Source organism: Kitasatospora sp. NPDC022785 (assembly GCF_055561295.1).
Map to the genome: position 1 here is coordinate 50,371 of NZ_JBVHHB010000013.1, position 23,337 is coordinate 73,707.

The window sequence follows — 23,337 nt, forward strand, 5'->3', positions numbered from 1 at the left end:
GACCACGGGAGGTAGCGGGACTCCTCCTGCGGTCGTATCGCGGCACGGTGCCATCAGCCGGTGGACTCATGTGCTTCGCGGGCCCGCGGCCTACCGTGACAGGGCTGCGGTACGTGCCGGGCAGCGCGGAGGCGTACGTGCCCCGTAAGCGACCGGGGCGCGGCTGTACGCGGTGGTGGCCCCGGCCGGGGCCGCCATGACGCTGAACCGACAGGGACGTGCGATGACCGAGGCGGCCGCGGAACCCGGCAGTGCCCACCGGGCACGCCACCGGGACCGGGACCGGTGGGCGAGGACGGCCTTACGGCTGACGAGGTACGCCGGCCTGGCCTCCGCGCGAGCGGCGCGACCGGTGAGGGCCGCCCGGCGCTGGGGCCTCCGGCTGCCGCCCACGGTGTGGGACTCGCTGTTGCCGGCGCTGCTCCTCCTCAACGTCGTGACCACACGCGCGCCGCAAGAGCTGCCGGCGGCCGTGGCCCTCACCGCCGCCCTTGCGCTGCCCCTGGTGTGGCGGCGCCGGGCCCCGCTCACGGTGTTCGGCGCCGTGGCAGCCGCGGCCTTCGGCCAGTGGCTGATGGACGTCCAACTGCCGGCGGACATCGCCTTGCTGGTGGCTCTCTACACGGCGGCCGCGAACTCGGGCCGGCGCGGCACGCTCGTCGCCGGTGCCGTCGTGGAGGCAGGGGTCCTGCTGGCCTGTCTGCGCTGGACGACGGAAGGAGCATTCCTGACCCCGTTCGTCGCGGTCACCGCGATGGTCGTCGCCGCCGCCGTCCTGGGTGTGAATGTGCGGACCACGCGCGCCTACCTCGGGGCCCTGGAGGAACGGGCCGCCCGCCTGGAGCAACAGCAGGACCAGCAGGCGCGACTGGCCGCCGCCGAGGAAAGGACGCGCATCACCCGGGAGATGCACGACATCGTCACCCACAACCTGTCCGTCATGGTCGCGCTCACCGACGCCGCCGTCTACGCGCAGCACCGGTCACCCGACAAGGCCACCACCGCGATGCTCCAGGTCGCCGAGACGGGCCGGCAGGCCCTGACCGACATGCGGCGCTCGTTGGGCATCCTGCGGACCGACGAACCGGACGCGGAGCGCCACCCGTTGCCCGGCATCGCACAACTGGAGACCCTCGCCGACCAGATGTGCGCTGCCGGGCTGCCGACCCGCCTCGAGGTCCACGGCGGCCACACCCACATACCCGCCACCGCACAACTCACCGTCTACCGCCTGGTACAGGAAGCCTTGACCAACGCCCTCAAACACACACCCACCGGCACCCGCGCGAAGGTCCGGATACGGTGCTCAACCGAGTCCGTCACCGTGGACGTCACCGACGGCGGCCCCTGCCCACCACTTCCCGGCGCCACACCATCCGGCCACGGCATCCCCGGCATGCGCGAGCGCTCGGCCGCCTACGGGGGGAAGTTGCAGGCCGGCCCCCTTCCGGGCGGCGGCTGGAGAGTCCGTACCCGCCTCTCCCTCGGCGGCGGCGGAGCGGGGTCCGCATGACGATCCGCATCCTGATCGCCGACGACGAAGCGCTGCTCCGCATGGCCTTCAGCACGGTCCTGGAGGCCCAGCCCGACATGGCACCGGTCGGCGAAGCCGCGGACGGCATCCAGGCCGTACGCCTCGCCCGGGAGCTGCGCCCCGATGTCGTCCTCATGGACGTCCGGATGCCCGGGACCGACGGGATCGAGGCGACCCGACAGGTCATCGGGGTCTCCCCGCAGAGCAGGGTGCTGATCCTCACCACCTTCGACCTGGACGAATACGCCTTCGCCGGACTCAACGCCGGAGCCTCGGGCTTCCTGCTGAAGAACACCAGGCCCGAGGAGCTGCTCACCGCGATACGCAGCGTCGCCGCGGGCGACGCGGTGGTCTCCCCGCGGATCACCCGCCGCCTGCTGGAGCACCTGCGCCCGCACATCCCCGACGGCAGCAGCGCCGACCGCGACGACCGGCTGAGCCGGCTCAGCGCCCGTGAACGCGAGGTGCTCGTCCAGGTGGGCTGCGGCCTGTCCAACACCGAGATCGCGGCCACCCTGTATCTCGCGGAGGCGACCGTGAAGTCCCATCTGGGGCGAATCCTGCAAAAGCTCGAACTCCGCGACCGGATACAGGCCGTGGTCTTCGCCTACGAAAGCCGCCTCATCCACCCGGCCTGACCCCGCCGGAGACCTCGCGGCTCTCCTCCGCCCGGTGCGCCACATCCGCGCCGACCCGGCAGCAGGCGACCGGCGAGTCCGCCCGCGCGGGGGGCCTCCGCGCCGAGGCGCGCTGTGGCTACGCTCGGTCTCTCAGCACTACACGACCGATGACATCGTCCGCACCGCCGTGGCCGCCCAGCGGCAGACGGCATGTGTAGCGGCATAGGGACCGACCATGACCTCCTCCCCCTTCGCCGACCCGGCGTTCCACTCCGACCGCTACCCCACCTACGCCGCCCTGCGCGCGGCCTCTCCCGTCCTGCAAGTGTCGTTGGACGGCGGTGCCACCACCGCGACGGTCGTCACCGGCTACGACGAGGCCCGGCAGGCATTCACCGCCCCGCTGTCGAAGGACACCGGCGCGTACTTCGCCGACCGACCGCCCCTCCGGTCCCTGCATCCAGCCGTCGCACGCACCATGCTCGCAACCGATCCACCAGAGCACACCCGGCTCCGGCAGCTGGTGACCAAGGCGTTCACGCCGGCCCGGGTCGACGGTCTGCGCCCCTACATCCGTTCGCTCGCCGAGCAGCTCGTGGGGATGTGGGAGCCCGGCACCGAGGTCGACCTCGTCGAGGAGCTGGCCGGCCCCCTGCCGGTCACCGTCATCTGCCAGCTCCTGGGAGTTCCCCCGGTCGACCGTCCCTCGATCCGCTCCTGGTCGACCGACTTGTTCGCCACCGGCGACCACCAGCGGATCGACGCTGCGTCCCACGCCGTGGCCGGCTACATGTCGGAGCTGATCAGCATCAAGCGCACGCGCCCGGACCGCTCGCTGCTCTCCGACCTGATCGCAGTCCACGACGAGGACGCCGACCGGCTCAGCGAGGACGAGCTGCTCTCCCTCGCCGTGCTGCTACTGGTCGCCGGCCACGAGACCACCACCGCGGCGATCGGCAACGCCGTGCTGGCGCTGCTCCGGCACCCGGCCGAGCTGGAGCACCTGCACGCCAACCCGCACTGCATCCGGACCGCCGTCGACGAGCTGCTCCGGTACGACTCCGCGGTCAGCATCGCCACGTGGCGGTGGGCACCCGACGAGGTGGATCTCAGCGGCACCGCGGTGCCCGCCGGCAGTCCGGTCTTCGGCCACGGGATCCACCGCTGCCTCGGCGCACCGCTGGCCCACGCGGAGGTCGAGATCGTGCTCGGCGTCCTCCTGGAGCGCTTCCCCCGTCTGCAACTGACGTCCCCTGCCGACCGGCTCGTCTGGCGGCAGTCCCGGCTGGTCCGCGGCCTCGTCGCCCTGCCGGTGAGCCTCTGCTGACTCCGCGTGGCGGTCCGGGTGGCGCTTGCGGCCAGCTCACCGGAACCGGGGCGGCAAACGGGCGGGCACGCCCGGCACAGCAGATCTGGATCAAGCGCGCCCTGAGCCGCGACGTCCTCCGGACGGCGGCCGTGGGCCATCTCGTCGACAATGGCCGGCCGATTCCCGCAACTTTCCCTCCCCTTTTTCCGGCGGACGGATTTTGCACGGCGAACCATATACGGATGCGATTGACGTCCGATATACACGGCGTTCACGCGACACCTGGAACACGAGATCAGGGCGAGTCCACGCCACATCACCGCGTCATTTTGGACGTCTGCCAACTCTCCTGACACCCTGCCCGGAAAAGGACCGCACTATGGGGTGCGGGAACTCCCCGCAATCACCTCACCCTGTCCGATGCGACCACTGGAGAAAGCCGTCATGCGATCAGCCGTCCGCACGAAATTCACCCGATTCCTGGCCGTCCCCGCCCTTGCCACGGCTGGTGCGATCCTCGCGACCGCGCCCGCGCACGCCGCGACCATCTCGATAGGCGTCAACGGCGCGACCGTCGCGGATGCCGGCCGGACGCTGAACGTCTCCGTGACCTACCGGTGCCTCACGGACTTCCAGTGGGCCGCCATCACCGTGCAGGCCGCACAATCCACCGTGTCCGGTCGGGGCTCGGTCCACGTCCCCTGCACCGGCGCTCTGGCGACCGCGACCGTTCCGGTGAGCAGCACCGCACCCGATGGCGCGTGGACCAGGTCCGCGGTGAACCTTTCGGTGTACATCGCCGACGGCGAGCTCAATCGCACCAGGACCACGGCCACGGTCGTCGCCAACTGACCGTGAACCAATGACCCGGCCAGCCCGACACCGTACCGGGTTGACCGGCTCGGGTTCGAGGGCCTGCAGTCCCGCGCCGCAGCAGGCGGCGCGCGAGCTGCCGGCCCACGCCGAGGTGTGAACTGCCCCCGTTCGCATGTCCCGGGAGACAGCGCGGGCTCCGCACCGGCGCCGAAGACCGGATCCGCGCTGCGCTCACCCGCAGCAGGCACGTCGTCATCTGCAACGTCCGCACGCAGGACACCCGATCGACGCCGGCCGGGCCTCGCCGACGCGGTGACCGTGGCCGTGCTCGAAAACACCTGGCCGGCGCCCGGCGACAGCGCGGCGACCGGGGCCCGCGAACTCCCGGCATCCGGCATCCGGCGGAAATCGAAAAGACCCGGGCTCGCCGGGAACCGCCCGGCTTGATCGACCCATTCGAACAGGGGCAGGATCCTCACTCATGGAAGAGACCTGGAAGATCGTCAACTCCCTTGCAACAAAGCTTGATTCACACTTCGACCGCAGCGACGAGCAGCGGTGGACCGTGCAGGCGCTGAAGCTCCAGGAGGAAGCCGGAGAGGTCGCCGAGGCCGTCATCGGGGCACTCGGCGCCAACCCCCGCAAGGGTCACTCGCACGACTGGGACGACGTGCGCAAGGAGACCTGCGACGTGGCCCTGTCCGCCCTGGTGATGCTCACCCGGATGGGCGGCGACGCCCGCAGGTTCTTCGAAGAGCACATCCGCTCGGTCGCCGCCCGCGACACGAAGGACGGCACCGCGGCCTGAGCGCCCAAGTGCAGGTCGTCGGCACGGGTTCGCGCTGCCGACGGCCGCCCAGGGACCGACGAGCCGCCCGAGGACCGAGCCGGGTGAGCCGCCGGAGGCCGACCTGCGGCGGCCGGCCTCCGGCGGACCCGGTCGTCCTGTCGCCGGACCACGACGGCCACCAGTGGGCCGACGCGGACCGGCTTCCGCCGACCGGCGAGGGCCGGCGCACGGTGATCGAGTGGCTCACCGGCCGGCTGACCCTCTCCGGCTGGAGGCCGGTCGGCGGCTACCTCACCACCATCGCCCGCCCCAGCGCCTACGGCTGCTTCCTGGTCACCGACCCGTACGGGCGCGTCCTCGGGATGCGGTCCACCATCGACCCGGGCGTGTGGAACTTCCCCGGCGGCAACGTCGAGCACGGCGAGACACCGTTCACCACCGCCCTGCGCGAGGCGCAGGAGGAACTGGGCCTCGGCCTCGCCGCGGAGAACCCCGAGGTCATCGCCCGACAGCGCCTGGTCGCCGTCATCCACGAGCAGGCCGGCACCGAGTACCCCGTCCCCGTCTGCGGCTACGTCTTCGACGGCGGCGTCCTCACCGAGGAGCAGCAGGCCCGGATCCGCCTCGATCCCACCGAGCACACGTGGCGGTTCGAGACCGCCCACGACTGGCGCGCCCACATGAACCCGGACCGCTACCGGCGACTCCTGCAGATCCTGCGCGCCCACCGCTCCGGCCAGGCGCTCTACCTCGAACGACCCGGTCCGGTGGACGACTTCGAGGGCGTCATGGTCCTCGTCACCGACCCGGCGGGGCGACTGCTGCTGCACCACCGCGACGACAAGCCCGGTATCGCCTGGCCAGGCTACTGGACCCCGATCGGCGGATGGCGGGAGGCCGACGAGACACCCGAGGAGACCGCGGCCCGGGAGGTCCGCGCGGAAGCCGGGGTCGAGATCAGCCGGATCCGGCTGGTGCCGGGCCCGCAGCACGACCTCGTCTCCCCGCTCACCCGCGTCCTGCACGCCGTCTGGGACGGCCCCGAGGACGACCTGCGGCTCGGTGACGAGGTCCTGGCCGTACGCATGGTCCCCTTCGCCCAGGTGCTCGGCCTCAAGGTCCCGCCCTACATGCACCACTACCTGCCGCTGCTCTCCGCAGCGGCCGACCAGCCCACCGGGAGGACCTCGTGACCCGTTCCGAGCTGGTAGGTGTGCAGGTCCGTCCAGGTGGTCTTCGCGTGCCTGGTGTCCGAGGCCGATGACCGCCGCGCGTCGTTTCATGGGCTGACTCCTTCCGCTTCGCGAGGGAACTTGTCGATGCGTGTCGAGTACAGCGCCAACTCCGCTTTCCTGGAAAGGCATTGTCTGTAGTCCCGGGGTTGTCCCGCGCTCGCGCGCAGTAGGCTGCCTGTCACTGTCGATGATGGAATTGGCCCCGTGGACGACCCGATCCGGCACCCCCTCGCCTACGCCCGCGAACTGCGCGGGTGGTCACAGAGCGACCTCGTCGTGTTCCTCGACCGGGCCGCCCGCAAGCACGGGCTCCGCTCCGGCGCGGACAAGACGGCCGTCAGCCGGTGGGAGAACTGGCGTAAGCAGCCGAACCTGGACTCCCAGATCCTGATCGCGGAAGCCTTCGACGTTCCGATCGCCGGCATGGAGCTGTTCGGGTGGCCCGATTGGCTGCCCGGTCGCGAGGTTCCGCTGCCACTGGGATCGGCGTACACCGTCCAAGCACTTCGAGATGCACAGAGAGCCGCCATGGACCGCCGCAGCTTCATGACCTTCAGCGCCGTCTCGCTGGCCGGCCTCGCCGCCCAGTGGGCCACGATCGAGCCCGATCGCCTGACTTCCGCCCTCGACGGCAGGACGGCCGTGGACCCCGGGCTCGTGGACTGGCTGGAGGAAACCAGCGCGAAGCTGACGACGCTGCCCACCGAACAGCGCCAGCACACGATCAAGCTGATGGACGCTCATCTCGCCACCGTCACCGACCTGATCGAGGGCGGCGGCCACGCCGAGCCCGTCGCCAAGCGGCTGCACCTCCTGGCCGCGTCACTGGCCACCACCTGCGGCTGGCACCGCTTCGACCAGGGCAAGCACTTCGCTGCGGGAAAGCTCTGGGCGGGGGCCTTGCAAGCCGCCAACGCCGCAGGCGACCGCGACTTCGGCGCCGGTGTGCTCTCCGACTTCGCCTACCAGTCGAACTGGATCGGCCAACCGAACGTCTCGGTGGACCAGCTCGGCCACGCACTGTCCGGTACCAAGCACCCCACCGCCCGGTCGCTGCTGTTCCTCCGGCGGGCCAGGGCCTACGCCGCGCTCGGCGAACGCTCCGCGTGCTACCGCGACCTGTCCGACGCCGAGACTGCACTGTCGACGCGGGCCAGCGACCCCGCGCCAGGCTGGTGCGCGTGGATGAGCCCCGCGGACCTCGCGGTCGACTCCGGCCAGTGCCTGCTCGATCTCGGCCGGGCCGACGAGGCGCACGTCAGGATCGCCGAGGGCCTGGCCCTCCTGCCCACGGCCCGGGACAAGACGCGTGGCATCTTCCTGACCTACCAGGCCAAGGGCTTCCTGCAATCCAACGACGTCGAGCAGGCTCTCGCCGTCACCACCGAATCCCTCGATCTGGCCACCCGCATCGGCGCCGAGCGGTGCGTCAGCCTGGTCCGCGAACTTGCGCCGGCGTTCAAGCCGTACCGCCAGGTTGACGGCGTCGCCGATCTCATCGAGCGCGTCCGGGCTGCGTGACGGATACTCAGATCAGAGTCGCGGTAACCAGCGACCGCAGAGGATCCGAGCTGCCGTCGCCAGGAGGCTGCCAAGCGCCAGTCTGCGAAGCCCGGCCCCATGCGGGTCGCGGGGACCGGGCTTCGCGCCGCTATCAGCGAGAAGTGCTGGATGTGCTCGCAGGAGCGCACGTCTTGGGGGTGGCGTCGTGGTGGTGTCCGGCGAGCCAGAGCCCGGCGAGGAGTCCTGCGATCGCCAGGACCTTGTGCCGGTTCTGCTTCCACCATGACGGTGATCCGGCTGCCATGAAGCGCAGTTGCGTGTACTCAGGATGCTCGCGGGGCGGTGTGTCCTTGAACAATCCCATCTCTGGTGAACCTCCTCTCCCCCTTGGGAGGTTCATGACCATACGGCGCCCTCTGCCTTGATCGCAGACATTTAATCCCGCCTCACCGTCCCCGACTGGCCGGTCCGGACGGGTAGCCGGGCCACACCGGCGGCGGCGCCGGGTTCCGCCTTGGCCTGCTCCAGTTCGAGCGACAGGCCGGCGATGATCCGGCGCATCACCTCGGACCTCGACCGGCTGGCCGGCATGACCGCGCCCGCTCCGACCCGACGACGCCCGACCGGCCGCTGCGCAGCGCGGCGGGCCTCTACGAGCTGTCGGCGTGTTGAGTCCTGCCTGGGCGATCCAACGTCGGCGGACGCCATCCGGGGGGCCAGGTGGATGCCGCCGACATCCGAAGCCATTCCCGCCACAGCTGTCCCGACGGACAGTCAGAATCCCTTCGCCGAAAGGCCATCGTCGAGGCATGATGGACGGGAACGCGATGCTGGCGGCGGTCCGGATCGGGGCGCCGTGGAGGAACGAGCCGGAGGCTTCTGGTGTCCGACCCAGTGACGGCCCTTGCGATGACCGGTGCGACGACCCTTGTCGCGGCGATGGCCACCAGTACTTGGCAGATGGCCAGAACCAGGGCCGTCGCGTTGTTCCGGCGCCGGGGTGACTCCGAGCAGAACGTCGAGGCGCAGCTGGAGCGCAGCCTGGCCCGTGTGGAGAGGGCGGAAGCGGCAGAGGCCGTCCGCGAGGCGGAGGTCGCCCGGTGGCGGGACGACCTTGTCGACCTGCTGCGCGACCGTCCTGACACCGAGAGCGGTCTCAGGGATTTGATCCAAGAGGTCCAGCCGTTACTCCCGGCGGTCCGGCACCAGTGGGTGCAGCACGTCGTCGCGCGCGACGGCGGCTCGGCGTACGGTGCGCTCGGCCCCGGCAGCACCGTCAACGTCCACTACCACCCCGGGGTTGTGAGTCCGCCGCCCGCACCGCCTCAGGGAACGGCGGTGGACCACAGCCGATGAAGCCTTCGCCCCCGGGATCCGGGCATCCGGGGGAACCCGCGGACGCGCGGCAGACGGTGCGGGCGGACAACGGTTTCGCCTACGGTGCGATCGGTGCGGACATCCATGTCTTCGGCGACGGTGTTCCGTTGTACCTCCTGGAGAACTGGCATCCGCCGGAACCGGTGGACCCGGAATTCCTGCGGGAGCTGCCCAGCCGTATGCTCAATGCCCGCTTCGCCGTCGTCGGCTTCACCGGGCGCGAAGCGGAACTCGCCGACCTGTGCCGGTGGCGTGAGACAGGGCCGCGAATGGCTGTGCGGTGGCTGCATGCTCCCGGAGGCCAAGGCAAGACCCGCTTGGCGTCCGAGTTCGCGCGGGACTCGCTCGACCATGGCTGGAAGGTCGTCACGGCCACGCACGGTCCGGGCACCGTCTATCCGCCTCCGGGAAGCCAGGATCTGGGTCTTGACGGCATGTGCGGTCTACTGCTGCTCGTGGACTACGCCGACCGGTGGCCGCTGACGCATCTGACCTGGCTGTTGAGCAACGCCGTGCTCCATCGGCCGACGGTGCGCACACGTGTCCTGATGCTGGCCCGCAGTGCCGATCTGTGGCCCGCCTTACGGGGCGCGCTCGCCAACTATCAGACGGCCGTCTCGGCCCACGTCCTGCCCTCTCTGCCGGACGGCGGTGGCGAGTCGGACCGACGTGCCGAGATGTTCGCCGCGGCCCGCGACAGCTTCGCCGCCCGATACGCCATCCCGGCTTCCGGCATCTCCTTACCGGGCTTTCTGGACCAGCCGGAGTTCGGACTGACCTTGGCGGTGCACATGGCCGCCCTTGTTGCGGTCGACGCCCGGGACAGCGGTCATCGCCCGCCCAGCGATGCCGCGGGACTGACGGTCTACCTCCTGGACCGCGAACACCTGCACTGGCAGCGGTTGTACGGCGACGCCACCCATGAACTCGATCCCACAGGGCGGACGTTCCGCACTCCTCCCGAGGTGATGAATCGAACGGTGTTCGCCGCTGCCCTCACAGGCCCGCTGGACCGGCCCACCGGCACCGCAGTGCTCCAGGAGCCGCCGCTCCGGACGGCCTCCCAGGGCATCACCGCCGAGCAGATCATCACCGATCATGCCGCCTGTTACCCACCGGCCCGGCCTCTCTCACAGACGGTGTTGGAACCTCTCTACCCCGACCGCCTCGCGGAGGACTTCCTCGCGCTGACCTTCCCCGGTCATCCGGTGGATTATCCGGCGCAGGGGTGGGCCGGACCGGTCGCCACCGTGCTGCTGAACCGCGAAGGGAACGCCGCTCCCGCTCCGTGGGTGCCCCGCGCGGTCACGTTCCTCACCGCTGCGGCGGAGCGTTGGCCCCACCTCGGTCCCGGGTATCTGTATCCCCTGCTGGAGGAGGATCCGGGGCTCGCCGTCGCCGCCGGCGGCGCGGCTCTCACGGCACTCGCCGCTCTCGACGGCATCAGGCCCGAACTGCTGGAAGCCGTCGAAGAGCACTTCCCCGGACATCGGCATGTCGACCTCGACACGGGAATCGCCGCGGTCGCCAGGCGCCTTGCGCAGCACCGTCTCGCAGGATCCCAGGACCCGGCGAGCCGGGTCGACGTCCTGATCGGTCTCAGCCTGCGCCTGTCCAACGCGGGGTGGCGAGAGGAAGCCCTGTCCGCGGCAGAGGAAGCGACCGCCCTGTCCCGGCACCTTGCCGAGACCCAAGGCCGCTCCACCCCCGATCCCGGCTACCTCAGGACGTCCGCCGTTCATGCGGCGAGACTGGCAAGCGCACTGCGGAACCTCGGTACGAGCTTGTCACGGCTCGGGCGGCGTGAGGAAGCACTGACCGCGACCCAGGAGGCCGTGGAACTCCTCCGGGTTTTGGCGCCGCTGGACCCCGACGACTTCGAGCCGGCTCTGGCCGAGGTCCTGAGCAACCTCAACGCGCATCTGGCGTGGGCCGGACGGCCTGAGGAGGGACTGGCCGCGGCCGAGGAGGCCGTCACGGTGCACAGACTCCTGGTGGACGGCAATCCCGACGCGGACGGCAAGGGTCTGGCTGGTGCTCTGGGCAACCTCGCCGCCGGGCTGGCCGACGTCGCCCGGCATGAGGACGCCCTGACCGCCACCCGGGAGGCGGTTGCCCTGTGGCGCCGCCTGGCGTCCGGCAACGCGCCGGCCTACGAACCGGATCTCGCGGCTTCTCTGAACAACCTCGCGATCGGTCTGGAGGAGACGGGGCGCCCGGCGGAAGCCCTCGCGGTGGCGCGGGAGGCCACGGCACTGCAACGCCGGCTGGCCGAAGTCAACCCGACGGCCCACCGTCGGAACCTTCCTTCAGCGCTTGTCACGCTCGGGTTCGCTCTGGTGGCGACCGGTTGCAGCCATGAGGCAGTGTCCGTGGCAGAGGAGGCCGTGGCCCTCGCGCGGCGCCTCGTCGAGGAAGAGCCCGACGCCCTCACAGAGGCCCTCGTCAACTCGATGAGCTTCATGAGCCTGGCGTTGAACGCGGCGAATCGTTTCCAGGAGGCCGTGACAGCGGCCGAGGAGGCCGTGGCGGTGCGCCGGCGAATGGTTGCGGAACGTCCCGCGGCCAATGCCGCGCCACTCGCCGATGTGTTGGTCCGTCTCGCCGAGTGGCTAGGGACGGTGCATCGCCACCGGGAGGCGGTACGAGCGGCCGAGGAGGCCGTGACTGTCGGACGGCGCCTGGCCGCCACCAATCCGCCGGCTCATGCGGCGAGGCTCGCCAACGCACTGGTCACCCTCAGCAGCAGTCTGCTCAACGCCGGGGACCAGCCGCAGGACGTCACCGCCGCAGCAGAGGAGGCGGTAGCGCTGCTACGGCCTTCGCTCTCCACCGACCCGATGTCCATCGGGAAACTCGCCGCCGCGCTGCTCACTTCCGCGAATGCCCTCACATTCGCCGGAAACCCGCGAGAGGCCATCGCACGGGCCGAGGAAGCGGTCGGCATCCTGAGTCGACTGGCCGCATCCGATCCGGCCGTCTACGCCACCACCCTGGCGGGAGCACTGCGCGACCTGGCGACCTGTGCGGCCCAGGCACACGAGTGGGAGAAGGCACTCTGCTCCGCCGAGGAAGCCGTTTCCTTGTACCGACAGCACGCCCCGGCGGCACCAGGTCATGAACTGGACCTGGCAGCCGCCCTGCGCGAGCTGAGCACCGCCTGTCTGAACGTCGGGTCCCAAGGCCGGGCACTCGTCTTGGTCGAGGAAGCCGTCGCCCTGCTGCGGCGCCTCGCCGAGCCGGAGCCGGCGGCGGTTGCCCCCCGTCTCGCCGGAGTGCTGATCAGCCAGCTGGGCTCCGCATTGACCGCTATGGGCCGACATGAGGAGGCCCTCGCGGCGACCGAGGAGGGCGTCACGATCCTTCGTTGGCTGTCGGAGGCCGATGAGGAGGCGCACCGTCCGGCTCTTGGCATCGCCTTGTACAACCTGAGCAACGACCTGGCGGCGACGGGACGGCTGCAGGAGTCCCTGGCGGCATGCGAGGACAGCGTGCTGCTTCTCTCGCAATTGGTCGAAACCAATCCGGTCATCCATGAGCCCGACCTGGCCAACGCGCTGAACAACCTCAGCAACAGGCTGGCGGAGCAAGGCCGGGACCGGGACGCCCTGTCCGCGGCCGAAGGAGCGGTACTGCTCTACCGAAAGGTCGCCGAGAGGGGCTCGCCGTATCACCAGCAGCGCCTCGCGATCACCCTGTACAACTTCGGCCTGCGCCTGTCCCACGCGGGGCAGCAGGAGAAATCCCTGACCACGTCCATGGAGAGTCTGGCGCTGCTCAGGCGGCTGGCTGAGGACGCCCCGGAGACGAACGAACCCCATCTGGCCATGGTGCTGCTGCGGCTCGGCACACTCTTGTCAGAGCTCGGACAATCCGAGGCATCGCTGCGCCTGACGCAGGAATCAGTGCTGATATACCGCCATCTGGCCCAGCAGGATCCCGCCACGCATCTCGAATCCCTCGCCATCGCGCTCAACAACCTCGGCGCCGACCTCCTCGAATTGGGAAACGCGCAGGACGCCGTCACGGAGACACAACTGGCCGCGCAGATCTTCCGCCGGCTGGCGGGCAGCGACCCGGCCGGTTTCGGTCCCGTGCTCAGTGCCACGCTGCACGGCCTAGCCGCACGGTTGTGGGCGGCGGGACGGCCTGCGGACGCGCTGAGCGTGACCGTCGAGGCGAGCGCATTGAGGCGGCGGCTGGTGGCAGGCGACCCGGCCGGCGAGGCGGACCTCGCCGACAACCTGCAGATTCTCGCCACGAAGCTGGCTGAGCTCAAACGCCGCGACGAAGCCTCGGCGATCGCCGAAGAGGCCGCGGACCTGCTGGAGAAGCTGGCCCGCTACGATCCCGTCACCTACGAACCGGACCTGGCCGGGGCTCTGCACCTGCTCGGCGACTGTCGTCGCAAAGCAGGCGAACGGGGTGCGGCCCGCGACGCCTTCGGGCAGGCGGTGGCAATCCGTCGACGTCTCGCGCGGTCCGATCCGGCGAAGTACCAGCCTGTGCTGGCCTTCTCGCTGCATGACCTGGGAGCGATATCGGCCGTCGTCGGGGACCTGGAGAGGGCCCGGGCCGATCTGGGGGAGGCGGTGGCAATCCGCCGGGGACTCGCCAACTTCCATCCAGCGGGCCATGAACCTGACCTCGCCTTTTCGCTGGCCGCCCTGGGAGGTGTCCTGGGGACGCTGGAGAGGTTCGACGAAGCCTTGGCAGTCGCGGACGAAGCGGTGGCCGTGCGGCAACGGCTCGCCGAGGAGGACGCGGCGTACTTCGAGGACGCGCTTGCCGGGCTCTTGTCCGCTCTCGGTTTCAATCTGGCCAGGGCGCGTCCGGGGCAGTGTGCGCGCGCCCTCGCGATCACAGAGGAGGCGGTGTCCGCGTACAGGCGCCTGGCGGAACAACACCCTTCGGCCTATCTGCCCGACCTGGCCCAGACGCTGCACGACCTCGGCAATCTCTTCTGGCAGATGCGGCAACCCGACAAGGCCGCAGTGGTGACAGGGGAAGCGGTCGCCATCTGGCGCCGCCTGAATGACTCGGGGCAGAAGTCCGAGCGCCGGCTTGCCGCGGCACTCCGCGACCTCGCAACCTTCCGTGACCGGATGAAAGGCTAGTACTGCAGCGGTGGGAAACACAGGCAGTCGATAACAGCCCGGCTGTGCTCCCGGTCCGTCCGGTCAAGGAGGCCTGAACCACGGCTCGCGCGTCGATGCCGAGCCGGCGGCTCGTGGATAGACTGACCAGGCGTTCCAGGAACGGACCCGGCGCGGGCAGCGGAGCATTCGGCGCCCCGTTGTCGCACGTGCACGCCACTCCCCGTGACCGTACGGCGGCGGCGAGCCTGTCGCGGATGATCCGGCAGCGGGCCATCGATCGGACGGGAGCCCTGCCATGGCGAACACGTCCAGGTCTCCGGGCGGCTACGACCCCGAGATCACCCGCCCCGTGTCCGCCCGTGCTGCCTCGCCTTCGTCGGGCTCCCCCGGTGACGCCGAGCCGACCGCGGCCAACGACCGGCTGGCGCTCAACGGCATGGGCAGCTTCGACTGGGACCTCGACCGGGGCACCTACCACCTCGACGACGTGGGCCTGGAAGTGTTCGACCTACGGGCCGACGAGTTCGACGGAGTGCCCGCGTCACTCTCCGCCAGGGTGCTGCCGACGGACAGCGAGCGGCTCGACGAGGCCGTGTCGCTCGCGCTACGGGAGGGACACCTGACCTTCGCGTCCTACTTCCGCCTGGTCTGCCGCGACGGAACGCTGCGCTGGGCCCACACGCAGGGGCGCATCCTGCGAGACCCGCAGGCGCACCCATACCGCATCGTCGGCATCGTCCGCAACGCCGAGGAGGAGCTGGCCCACGCCGAGGGGATGCGGACGCTCGCCGCCGACCGGCGCCGCCAGACCGACTCCGTGCGCGCCACCACCGAAGCCCTCGCCCGCGCCGTCACCGTCCGCGACGTGACCAATGTGCTGACCGACAGCGAAGGGCTGCGACGCTTCGGGGCGGACGGGCTCGCCCTCGGGCTGGTGGACGGGGGCGTCATGCGCCTCGTCGCCGTGACCGAGCAGCCGTCGGCGGAGCTCAGGGCCCAGGACGACCTGTCGCTGACCCACCTGGGGGACGGGCTGCCGCTGTCCGAGGCCGTGCTCACCCGGCGCGCGCGCTTCGTCAGCACCAGGGAGGAGCTCACCACCCGCTACCCCCGCCTTCTGCCCTACGCCGAGGAGATGGGGATCGAGGCGGCGGCCTTCCTGCCCCTGGCCGCCCAGGCCCGCGCCCTCGGCGCGCTGGGCCTGTTCTACCGGGACAGGCACCACTTCAGCACCGAGGACCGGAACATCTGCATCGCGCTCAGCAGCGCCGTCGCGCAGTCCCTGCAACGCGCCATGCTCTTCGACCAGGAACGCGAATTCGCGACCACGCTCCAGACCACCATGCTGCCGCGCCGCATCCCCGAGATCAGCGGCGGCGCGGTGGCCGTCCGCTACCGCGCCGGCCGCAGCGGACGCGAGGTGGGCGGGGACTGGTACGACGTCATCCCTCTGCCGGGCCGGCGGGTGGGTCTCGTGGTCGGCGACGTGGAGGGGCATGACAGCCACGCCGCCGCCATCATGGGCCAGTTGAGGATCGCCCTGCGGGCCTACGCCACCGAGGGGCACACTCCCGCCACGGTCATGGCCCGCGCGTCCAGGTTCCTCGCCGATCTCGACACCGAGCGGTCCGCGACCTGCATCTACGTCGACGCCGACCTGGAGACCGGAACACTGCGCCTCGTTCGGGCCGGCCACCTCGAACCACTCGTGCGGCACAGCACCGGCCGTACCAGCTGGGCCAGCGTCCGCGGTGGCCTGCCGCTCGGCGTGGCGACGGTGTTCGGCCAGGACGGCTACCCCGAGACCCGTCTCGACCTCAACCCCGCGGACACCCTGCTTCTGTGCACCGACGGCATGGTCGAACACCCCGGCCAGGACATCGCGGACGGCATCGAAGCCCTCGCCGCCGCCATGCGCGCCGGCCCGCTCGACACCGAGGCGCTCGCCGAGCACCTCTGCGCCGGCCACCCTAACCGCCTCGACAGCAGCGACGACATGGCGCTCCTGCTGCTGCACCGCGCGGCCGTGTCCGGCACCCACGCCACCCGGCAGATGACCCAGCACGTCCACCAGGCCGATCCGGAAGGGCTGGCGGAGACCCGGGCCATGCTCCGGCAGGCTCTGGCCGCGTGGGGTGCGGCCGACCTCCAGTCCGACATCGAGCTCACCGCGGACGAACTGATCACCAACGCCCTGGTCCACACCGACGGGGGCGCACTGCTCACCATAGAACTACGGGCTGGGACCGCCCCCTGCATCCGCCTGGAGATCCGGGACCGCTCCAGCGTCCTGCCGCGCCGCCGGACCCCCGGCGAGACCGCCACCTCCGGCCGCGGCCTGCTGCTGGTGGAGGCCCTCACGGGGAGCTGGGGCGTGGAGCCACTCGGCAGCGGCAAGAACGTCTGGTGCGAATTCCCGCTGGCGTGTTGACGATCCGACGGCAGTTCACGTGTCCGGCCCCTCCTCGATGCACGGGGCTGCTCCGGGAATGCCCCTCGACCTGCGGAAGCTCCCGTGTGCGCACGGCCCGGGCGGCGGCTCGATGCCCCGTGTGCGCAGGCCGTCCTTCAGGTGCGCCAGGTAGGCGGCGTCGTTGCCGTAGCTGCCGTACTCGTTCTCGACCTGGACGGCGACGACCGGGCCGCCGCGCGAGGCCTGGAGCTCGGCGAGGACGGGGATCAGTTGGTCGAACCGCTGGTCCACGGCGGCCAGGTAGGCGGGGTCGGCGGTGCGCAGCCGCATCGACTCGTCGGCGAGCGGCCAGGCAGGGAGCCCACCGAGGTCCCATTCCGCGCAGATGTAGGGGCCGGGGCGGGCGATCACGTCCAGGCCGAGCGCGTCGGCCTCGCGGATGAAGGCGGCGACGTCGTGCCAGCCGTCGAAGCGGGCCGGGCCGGGGGCCGGCTGGTGGAAGTTCCAGGCGATGTACAGCTCGACGGTGTTGCAGCCCGTGGCCTGCAGGCGTTGCAGCCGGTCGCGCCAGAGCTCGGGGTGGATGCGGAAGTAGTGCACGGCGGCGGAGATGACGCGGTGTTCCCGGCCGTCGCGCAGGAAGCGAGGGCCGTCGACGGGCAGCGCTGGTCGCTCGTTCATGGGTGTGGTTGCTTTCGGTCGTCGTCGGTGTGCGGCGCCGGGCACCGCCTGGGGTGGCCGCGCCCGGCGCCGTCCGGTCACTGGGGTGTGACGGAAGGTCTCAGCGGAAGGTCAGGGTCGTCACGGGCGACCGCGAGGGTGGCCGGACCACTCGGGTTCGACGCCCTCCCACTCCGTTTCCCAAGCTGCGGTCGCCTTCCTGTCGATCCTGCGGCACCCGAGCGCGTAGCCCGCGAGGGCGGCGCCCGACAGCCCGGCCATGGCACCGGTCCCGATCAGGACGGCTGTCGTGGCGATCTCCGTTCCCGGCCGGGTCGGGGATGCCGGCCGCCCCTGGTCATCGACCCAGACGGCGACCGCTGTTCCCACGCCGGCGTCCGCACCGACCTCAACCGGCCCACTGCCGCGCACCGCTGCCGGGAACTGCCAGACCGCCTGCGCGTGGTATCCCCCCGCCCCGGTGAGTGCACCGGGCTCGTCCGGTACCGCCGCTGCGACGGTGGTCGCGGTGGTCCGGTGGCGGTGCAGTCCCTCGTCCCGTGCCTGACGCTGGTCGGCCCGCAGAACGAGGAGGGCCGTCAGCAGCGCGCAGGCGAGGGAGACCACCAAGGCGACCATGAGGGCCAGGAAGAGGCGGCTGCGTTGAACGTCGTCGTGACGGCTCAGCGGGTTCGAATCGCGGCCTGCTGCTCTCCGGACGTGTCGTCGGAGGGTGGTCCTGGTGGCGTGCCCTGCGGCTCTGGGATGTCCGGGTGCCATGGTGGCTCCTCCTCGCCGGGGACTGTCAGGGGACGACGGGCCTGCCCCCGCCTCCTGGTGGCCGGGGCGAGCGTGTGCCCCGGTGGTGCCGGTCGGGTCAGGGTCCGAACCTTTGGCCGGTCACGAGTTCCGGGTGGATGGTCAAGTAGCCCCTGGCCGGTTGGTGTCCCCACCGGCGGGGGCCCCGGTGGTGCAGGTCCGCGACCATGACCGGGTCGGTCACCAGGTGGGAGCGGCCGACGATGAGCACGGTCCACCCTCGAAGCGTCTGCTCGTCGAAGTGGTCGGCCTGGAATCCGACCACCTCTCCGTCCATCACGTCTGCCCGCCAGCTCGCGGGTACGGGGATGACCAGCTCGCCAAGCCCGTCCAGGGTGAAACAGGACGGAGTGACGGCGGGCATCGCATCATCGGTGTGGATGAGACGCCCGATCGCGGTCTGCCGGAGCAGGTCCAGGCTCTGTGCCCGCGTGCACTCGCCGGCTCCGTCGCCATCCGCCGATCGGGTCTCCGGGATACCGCCATGCGGGCTGTCAGAGTGAACCATCGGGTCCACCTCCGAGGGCCTCAGCCGCGGGTCCACGGGCAGAAGCCTCGCTGTCACCGGGGAGCTCAAGCCCCTCGGACCGACCTCTCCAGCCGGCCGGGAAGTGACCTGTCGCGAGTGCACCGGATCCTGTCGGCCCCGGGGGCAGGCCACCGAGGGAGTTCCTGCACATGGCGCCGACCTCCTCCGGTGAGTTCATGGCGGGTGTTCCCGCCCACTGGCCAGCGTGCGCGTCTCCGTCGCCTCGCCACGGGGGCCACTCGGGCCGCAGGGTGTGCCGAACGGCCCCATTGCACCGTCAGCCGGTGCCGCCTCGACCGGACGGACCGGTGGCATCGGCCGGCCCCGGCCGGGGGCGCCGAGGGTGCTCGAAGTGGTGGACATGGGCGCCGGGCCCCGGAAACACCAGGGTGACCTGGCCGGTGTCCGACCAGCGGACGTCGTAGGGCGGGGTCCCGTCCTCGTGGTGCAGGGCGACCACCTCACCGTCACGGCGGGGGGCGCCCGCAGTCCGGGCGTCGATGATCAGCCGATCCCCCACTGCCGCTTTCATGCTGGCCTCCTGTCTGCCCGTGTCTGCCCGGGCGCCCGGCAACACAGGCCCGGAGTGCGGCCTCCGGGCGAACCGGGTCCGGCCGGATCCGCAGGGCATCCACGAAGCCCCGGCCGCCCGACTTGCCGGACACGGCCCGGCTGCCTCCACCGTCCTCCGCGGCGTGCCGCCGGGCCTTGGGGCTTTCAGACCCGATCGAGGGCCGTTCGGCCCTGATCCGCCGGGGCCCGGTGCGGCGGACGATGGGATGAGTGGTGAGTCTCGCGCCGTGCCGGCCGTCATGGTGGGTTCACCCGACCCGGCGGAGGGCGCGGGGAAGGAGCCGAAGATGCCATCGTCCGACGGCGGCCCGATCCGCATGGTGGCCTGGGTGGTGGACCGTCCGGGCCCGATGGCTTCGGGTCCGCTGAGACGGGTGGAGCGGACGGCTCCGGAGCCGGGGCCGTGGGAGCTGCTGATCGAGGTGTCCGCCTGCGGTGTGTGCCGGACGGACCTCCACCTCGCCGAGGGCGACCTCCGGCCTCGTACGCCGCGGTGCACGCCGGGCCACGAAATCGTCGGCCGTGTCGTTCGCGGCGGCCCCGAAGTGCAGGGCTTCTCGCCCGGTGACCGGGTGGGCGTGGCCTGGCTGGCGCGGGCCTGCGGCGAGTGCCGCTACTGCCGGGCCGGCCGGGAGAACCTCTGCCCCCGCTCCCGCTACACGGGATGGGACATCCACGGCGGCTACGCCCGGTACACGGTGGTCGACGCCCGCTTCGCCTACCGGCTGCCGGAGGGGCCGCCCGACGAGGAACTGGCGCCACTGCTGTGTGCCGGGATCATCGGCTATCGAGCTCTGGCGCGGGCCGAGCTGCCGTCCGGAGGCCGGCTGGGGATCTACGGGTTCGGGGCGTCCGCCCATCTGACCGCGCAGCTCGCCCTCGCCAGGGGCGCCGTGGTACACGTCCTGACACGGGCCGAGGAGGCCCGGCGGCTGGCGTCGGAGCTGGGCGCGGCCTCCGTCGGCGGCGCGTACGAGTCCCCGCCGGAACCGCTGGATGCGGCGATCCTCTTCGCGCCGGTCGGCGACCTGGTGCCGGTGGCGCTGTCCGCCCTGGACCGCGGTGGAACGCTGGCGGTGGCCGGAATCCACCTCACCGACATCCCGGCGCTCGACTACCAGCGGCATCTCTTCCAGGAACGGACCCTTCGCAGTGTCACCGCCAACACCCGCGAGGACGGCCAGGCCTATCTGACGGAGGCCGCGCTCCACCGTCCGGTCGTCCACGTGCAGCGGTACGCCATGGACCGTGCCGATCAGGCACTGGCGGACCTGGCAGCCGATCGGGTCACCGGCGCCGCCGTCCTGCTCGCGGACTGACAGTGGGTGAGAGCCCAGGTCTGGCATCGTGTGGGGCTCGACGCCGCCGACCGCACCGAACACTGGGCGGATCAGCTCGATGGCGTCCGGCTTTCCGGCGACGGAAGCGGCACCCGCCACACCAGCCGGGTCCCGCCGTCGGGGCCCGCACCGGCCAGGAAGCTCCCGCCGAGGCGCTGCGCCCGCTCCGCGAGGTTGGCGAGCCCGCTGCGCGGTCCGCCCGACGCGAGGCCGACACCGTCGTCGGTGACCGTCAGGTTCAGCTCGCCGTCCGCTCTCAGGTCCACCTCGACCCTGTGGGCGCCCGAGTGACGGACGGTGTTCGACAGGGCCTCCTCCAGGACGGCGACCAGCTCGTCGGCGACCGGTGGGGGCACCCGGAGATCCAGCAGGCCGTCCATCCTCAATCCGGGAGCGAAGCCGAGGCCGGCGGCGGCCCGGTCGACCGCGGCGAGCACCCTGCCGCGCAGCCCGCGGGCGGCGGGCCCCCGCTCCCTCGCCCGCAGTCCGAAAATGCTGGAGCGGATCGTCCGCACCGTTTCGTCGAGGTCGTCGATGGCGCGCAGCACCCGCTCCGACGCCTCGGGGTGCTCGATGAAGCGGATCGCGCCCTGCAGGGTCATCCCGGTGGCGAAGAGTCTCTGGATCGCCAGGTCGTGCAGGTCCCGGGCGATCCGGTCGCGCTCCTCCAGCAGCGCGACCTGTTCGGAGTCCCGGCGGCGCTCGGCCAACTCCATCGCCACGGCGGCCTGCCCCGCGAAACCCGCCAGCGGGGTGGACTCCTCCGCCTCGAAGGCGGGTTTGCCCGTGGCCCGGGCCAGCATCAGCACACCGCGGACACCTCCTGCCGTCGTGCCGATGGGTACGGCCACCGCCGGCCCGAGCCCGGCCCATCGGGGCGGCCCGGCCGTGATCCTCGGGTCGTTCTGCACGTCGGGGGTGGTGACCAGCCCGCCGGTCTCGACGGCGGCGCCCACGAAGGACCCCTTTCTCGGCAGGACGAGTCCCCGGTGCGCGTCGGCGTCCAGTCCGACGGCGACCCGCACCTCGAGGCTGCGGTCGTCAGGAAGGGGCAGCGCCACGACGGTCAGGTCCGCGCCGGCGATGTCGGCCGCCCGCGCGATCAGCAGGTCGAGCACCTCCTGCTGCGAGCCGCCCGCCAGCAGGCTGTTGGTGACCTCCGCGTTCGCCGCCAGCCAGCGCTCGCGCAGCCTCGCGCGCGTGTACAGCTGGGCGTTGTCGATCGCCACACCGGCCGCCACCGCCAGGGTCGCGAGGACGGATTCGTCCTCGGCGTCGAACTGCGCTCCGCCGCGTTTTTCGGTCAGGTAGAGGTTGCCGTAGACCTTGTCGCGGACTCGGATCGGCACCCCCAGAAAGCTGTGCATCGGCGGATGGTGCTCCGGCACACCGTACGAGGTCGGATGCTCGGAGATCTCTGCCAGGCGCAGCGGCTCGGGATGACGGATCAGCTCGCCCAGGAGGCCGTGCCCGCGCGGGAACGGTCCGATGCGCTCGATCTGCTCCCGGTCGATGCCGACGGGGATGAACTGCGACAGCCGCTGGTCCTCACCGATGACGCCCAGCGCCCCGTACTGCGCGTCCACGAGAGTGACCGCGGCCTCCACGATGTGCCGGAGCACCTGGCTGAGGTCGAGGCCACGGCCGACGACGAGGACCGCTTCCAGGAGACTGTGGATCCGGTTCCTGGTGCCGTACGCGGTGTCCAGACGCGACTGCAAGGCACTCAGGAGCTCGTCGAGTCTCGGCTGCGCGGAGCCGGTGGGGCCCGGCTCCGGGGATGAGCCCACCGCATCGCTCCGTTCGCAGGTGTCACGGCTTCCGCTGCCCCCGGGTCCAAGGCTAGAGCGGGCGCTCCGGGCTGTCCCTCCGACCTGATGCCCCCGGGTGGTGACCCCCGGGGCATGCCGAACCAGGTGGAACGACTCAGCCGGCGGGTGTGGCCTGCGCGGCGCTTCGATCGCGTGCTCGGGCGGGCTGCCGCGGATCCGACCGGAGACGCGGTCACGAGGGTGTCCGATCCCGGCCGGTACGGTGGCCGACCGTCACCGTGGCCCCGCCGTGTCGGGAATGCCGGGTTCGGAGCCGCCCTGGTCGAGGCGGAACGGCGGGTAGTCGTCGGTCATCAGTGCGGCGTAGGCGGCCACCCTCAGCACCCAGCGGTCCAGGCCGACGACGAGATCGAAGATCCCGAGCGGGTAGCGGCCGGTCACGGCCAGGGCGACCCCGGCGAACAACACCAGCAGACCCACGAGCCCCCCGCCGACCCAGCTCTCCCGGCTTCCGCCTCCCCCGACGAAGATCGCCACGAGCGCGTACTGCGGCAGTGCCAGCAGCCACCACTTGACCAGCACCAGGCCGCGCGACAACTGGTCGGGGTAGGCGATGTCCAGGCGCGCGGGGTAGTCCGGCTCCTCGGCCAGGCTGAACGGCGGGTACCGGTCGGTGCCCAGTGCCCCGTACGCGTAGTAGGACACGCGCCACGACCACCGCAGCACGCCGAGGTTGAAGTCGAAGACCGGGCGCGGGTAGCGGCCGGTGAAGAGGATCGCGAAGAAGGCGACCACGCTGAGGAGGACGAAGACGATCCAGAGGAAGAACAGGACGATCCAGTGCGGGATCGCCAGGATCCACTTCACCAGCCACAACCAGCGTGACAGTGGCAGGTCGAGCCGCGCATCGACGCGCACCGGCCGGCCGGTTGCCGAGAGGGTCATGCG

Annotated in this window: 17 protein-coding genes and 1 pseudogene; 11 read left to right on the forward strand and 7 right to left on the reverse strand. The window is 71.3% G+C overall.

Going from position 1 to position 23,337, the window contains the following annotated elements:
• Nucleotides 1-352 precede the first annotated feature (352 nt).
• The 7 genes from ACZ3YO_RS21420 to ACZ3YO_RS21450 all read left to right on the forward strand — a co-directional run bounded on the left by ACZ3YO_RS21420 (nucleotide 353) and on the right by ACZ3YO_RS21450 (nucleotide 7,825).
• On the forward strand, nucleotides 353-1,513 hold the full coding sequence (locus tag ACZ3YO_RS21420) for a sensor histidine kinase (RefSeq protein WP_465571494.1): 1,161 nt from the start codon (nucleotides 353-355) through the stop codon (nucleotides 1,511-1,513).
• Entirely contained in the window at nucleotides 1,510-2,172 is a 663-nt protein-coding gene (locus ACZ3YO_RS21425; protein ID WP_465571497.1) for a response regulator, read from the forward strand. The genes ACZ3YO_RS21420 and ACZ3YO_RS21425 overlap by 4 nt, the downstream gene beginning before the upstream one ends.
• A gap of 217 nt (nucleotides 2,173-2,389) precedes the next feature.
• Nucleotides 2,390-3,481 carry a cytochrome P450 gene (locus tag ACZ3YO_RS21430; protein ID WP_465571500.1) on the forward strand — a complete coding sequence of 364 codons (1,092 nt, stop codon included), beginning with the start codon at nucleotides 2,390-2,392 and terminating at the stop codon, nucleotides 3,479-3,481.
• Nucleotides 3,482-3,907: 426 nt separating this feature from the next.
• Nucleotides 3,908-4,315: a hypothetical protein gene (locus tag ACZ3YO_RS21435; RefSeq protein ID WP_465571503.1), complete on the forward strand. Its 408-nt coding sequence runs from the start codon at nucleotides 3,908-3,910 to the stop codon at nucleotides 4,313-4,315.
• A gap of 445 nt (nucleotides 4,316-4,760) precedes the next feature.
• Entirely contained in the window at nucleotides 4,761-5,087 is a 327-nt protein-coding gene (locus ACZ3YO_RS21440; protein ID WP_465571506.1) for a MazG-like family protein, read from the forward strand.
• An 83-nt stretch (nucleotides 5,088-5,170) separates the two neighbouring features.
• Nucleotides 5,171-6,262 carry an NUDIX domain-containing protein gene (locus tag ACZ3YO_RS21445; protein ID WP_465571509.1) on the forward strand — a complete coding sequence of 364 codons (1,092 nt, stop codon included), beginning with the start codon at nucleotides 5,171-5,173 and terminating at the stop codon, nucleotides 6,260-6,262.
• A gap of 246 nt (nucleotides 6,263-6,508) precedes the next feature.
• Nucleotides 6,509-7,825: a helix-turn-helix transcriptional regulator gene (locus tag ACZ3YO_RS21450; RefSeq protein ID WP_465571511.1), complete on the forward strand. Its 1,317-nt coding sequence runs from the start codon at nucleotides 6,509-6,511 to the stop codon at nucleotides 7,823-7,825.
• A gap of 417 nt (nucleotides 7,826-8,242) precedes the next feature.
• On the opposite strand, the gene ACZ3YO_RS21455 is transcribed toward ACZ3YO_RS21450, so the two are convergent.
• Nucleotides 8,243-8,398, reverse strand: a complete 156-nt coding sequence (locus tag ACZ3YO_RS21455) for a hypothetical protein (RefSeq protein WP_465571514.1) — start codon at nucleotides 8,396-8,398, stop codon at nucleotides 8,243-8,245.
• A 369-nt stretch (nucleotides 8,399-8,767) separates the two neighbouring features.
• Here ACZ3YO_RS21455 and ACZ3YO_RS21460 point away from each other — a divergent pair, with 369 nt between their 5' ends.
• From ACZ3YO_RS21460 to ACZ3YO_RS21470, 3 genes are all read left to right on the forward strand, one after another.
• Nucleotides 8,768-9,163 (forward strand): hypothetical protein, encoded by a 396-nt coding sequence (locus ACZ3YO_RS21460; protein WP_465571517.1) that lies wholly within the window; start codon nucleotides 8,768-8,770, stop codon nucleotides 9,161-9,163.
• A complete protein-coding gene (locus ACZ3YO_RS21465) occupies nucleotides 9,160-14,301 on the forward strand; it encodes a tetratricopeptide repeat protein (protein ID WP_465571520.1) in 5,142 nt (1,713 codons plus the stop codon). Before ACZ3YO_RS21460 ends, ACZ3YO_RS21465 begins: the two co-directional genes overlap by 4 nt.
• Nucleotides 14,302-14,578: 277 nt before the next feature.
• Nucleotides 14,579-16,714, forward strand: a complete 2,136-nt coding sequence (locus tag ACZ3YO_RS21470) for a SpoIIE family protein phosphatase (protein WP_465571522.1) — start codon at nucleotides 14,579-14,581, stop codon at nucleotides 16,712-16,714.
• Nucleotides 16,715-16,729: 15 nt separating this feature from the next.
• Here ACZ3YO_RS21470 and ACZ3YO_RS21475 read toward each other — a convergent pair whose 3' ends face one another.
• From ACZ3YO_RS21475 to ACZ3YO_RS21490, 4 genes and pseudogenes are all read right to left on the reverse strand, one after another.
• Nucleotides 16,730-17,377 (reverse strand): beta-galactosidase, encoded by a 648-nt coding sequence (locus ACZ3YO_RS21475; RefSeq protein WP_465571525.1) that lies wholly within the window; start codon nucleotides 17,375-17,377, stop codon nucleotides 16,730-16,732.
• A 120-nt stretch (nucleotides 17,378-17,497) separates the two neighbouring features.
• Nucleotides 17,498-18,136 (reverse strand): Rv1733c family protein, encoded by a 639-nt coding sequence (locus ACZ3YO_RS21480; protein ID WP_465571528.1) that lies wholly within the window; start codon nucleotides 18,134-18,136, stop codon nucleotides 17,498-17,500.
• Nucleotides 18,137-18,233: 97 nt separating this feature from the next.
• Nucleotides 18,234-18,683 carry a pyridoxamine 5'-phosphate oxidase family protein gene (locus ACZ3YO_RS21485; protein WP_465571743.1) on the reverse strand — a complete coding sequence of 150 codons (450 nt, stop codon included), beginning with the start codon at nucleotides 18,681-18,683 and terminating at the stop codon, nucleotides 18,234-18,236.
• A 346-nt stretch (nucleotides 18,684-19,029) separates the two neighbouring features.
• Nucleotides 19,030-19,236 (reverse strand): annotated as a pseudogene (locus tag ACZ3YO_RS21490) (DUF1918 domain-containing protein); the annotation flags it as partial.
• A 358-nt stretch (nucleotides 19,237-19,594) separates the two neighbouring features.
• On the opposite strand from ACZ3YO_RS21490, the gene ACZ3YO_RS21495 reads away from it, so the two are divergent.
• The gene (locus tag ACZ3YO_RS21495) at nucleotides 19,595-20,596 is read left to right on the forward strand and encodes a zinc-dependent alcohol dehydrogenase family protein (RefSeq protein WP_465571745.1); all 1,002 of its coding nucleotides are present in this window, start codon (nucleotides 19,595-19,597) and stop codon (nucleotides 20,594-20,596) included.
• Nucleotides 20,597-20,667: 71 nt separating this feature from the next.
• Here the strand turns inward: ACZ3YO_RS21495 and ACZ3YO_RS21500 are convergent, their stop codons facing one another.
• The gene (locus ACZ3YO_RS21500) at nucleotides 20,668-22,407 is read right to left on the reverse strand and encodes a GAF domain-containing sensor histidine kinase (protein ID WP_465571531.1); all 1,740 of its coding nucleotides are present in this window, start codon (nucleotides 22,405-22,407) and stop codon (nucleotides 20,668-20,670) included.
• Nucleotides 22,408-22,662: 255 nt separating this feature from the next.
• Nucleotides 22,663-23,334, reverse strand: coding sequence for a DUF4389 domain-containing protein (locus ACZ3YO_RS21505; protein ID WP_465571534.1), 672 nt, complete (start codon nucleotides 23,332-23,334; stop codon nucleotides 22,663-22,665).
• Nucleotides 23,335-23,337: the final 3 nt, after the last annotated feature.

Bases quoted from the DNA above. Each gene is read 5' to 3' on its own strand.
- ACZ3YO_RS21425 (WP_465571497.1), top strand. From the start codon at position 1,510: ATGACGATCCGCATCCTGATCGCCGACGACGAAGCGCTGCTCCGCATG.
- ACZ3YO_RS21430 (WP_465571500.1), top strand. From the start codon at position 2,390: ATGACCTCCTCCCCCTTCGCCGACCCGGCGTTCCACTCCGACCGCTAC.
- ACZ3YO_RS21435 (WP_465571503.1), top strand. From the start codon at position 3,908: ATGCGATCAGCCGTCCGCACGAAATTCACCCGATTCCTGGCCGTCCCC.
- ACZ3YO_RS21440 (WP_465571506.1), top strand. From the start codon at position 4,761: ATGGAAGAGACCTGGAAGATCGTCAACTCCCTTGCAACAAAGCTTGAT.
- ACZ3YO_RS21455 (WP_465571514.1), bottom strand. From the start codon at position 8,398: ATGCCGGCCAGCCGGTCGAGGTCCGAGGTGATGCGCCGGATCATCGCC.
- ACZ3YO_RS21460 (WP_465571517.1), top strand. From the start codon at position 8,768: ATGGCCAGAACCAGGGCCGTCGCGTTGTTCCGGCGCCGGGGTGACTCC.
- ACZ3YO_RS21465 (WP_465571520.1), top strand. From the start codon at position 9,160: ATGAAGCCTTCGCCCCCGGGATCCGGGCATCCGGGGGAACCCGCGGAC.
- ACZ3YO_RS21470 (WP_465571522.1), top strand. From the start codon at position 14,579: ATGGCGAACACGTCCAGGTCTCCGGGCGGCTACGACCCCGAGATCACC.
- ACZ3YO_RS21475 (WP_465571525.1), bottom strand. From the start codon at position 17,377: ATGAACGAGCGACCAGCGCTGCCCGTCGACGGCCCTCGCTTCCTGCGC.
- ACZ3YO_RS21480 (WP_465571528.1), bottom strand. From the start codon at position 18,136: ATGGCACCCGGACATCCCAGAGCCGCAGGGCACGCCACCAGGACCACC.
- ACZ3YO_RS21485 (WP_465571743.1), bottom strand. From the start codon at position 18,683: ATGGTTCACTCTGACAGCCCGCATGGCGGTATCCCGGAGACCCGATCG.
- ACZ3YO_RS21495 (WP_465571745.1), top strand. From the start codon at position 19,595: ATGGTGGCCTGGGTGGTGGACCGTCCGGGCCCGATGGCTTCGGGTCCG.
- ACZ3YO_RS21505 (WP_465571534.1), bottom strand. From the start codon at position 23,334: ATGACCCTCTCGGCAACCGGCCGGCCGGTGCGCGTCGATGCGCGGCTC.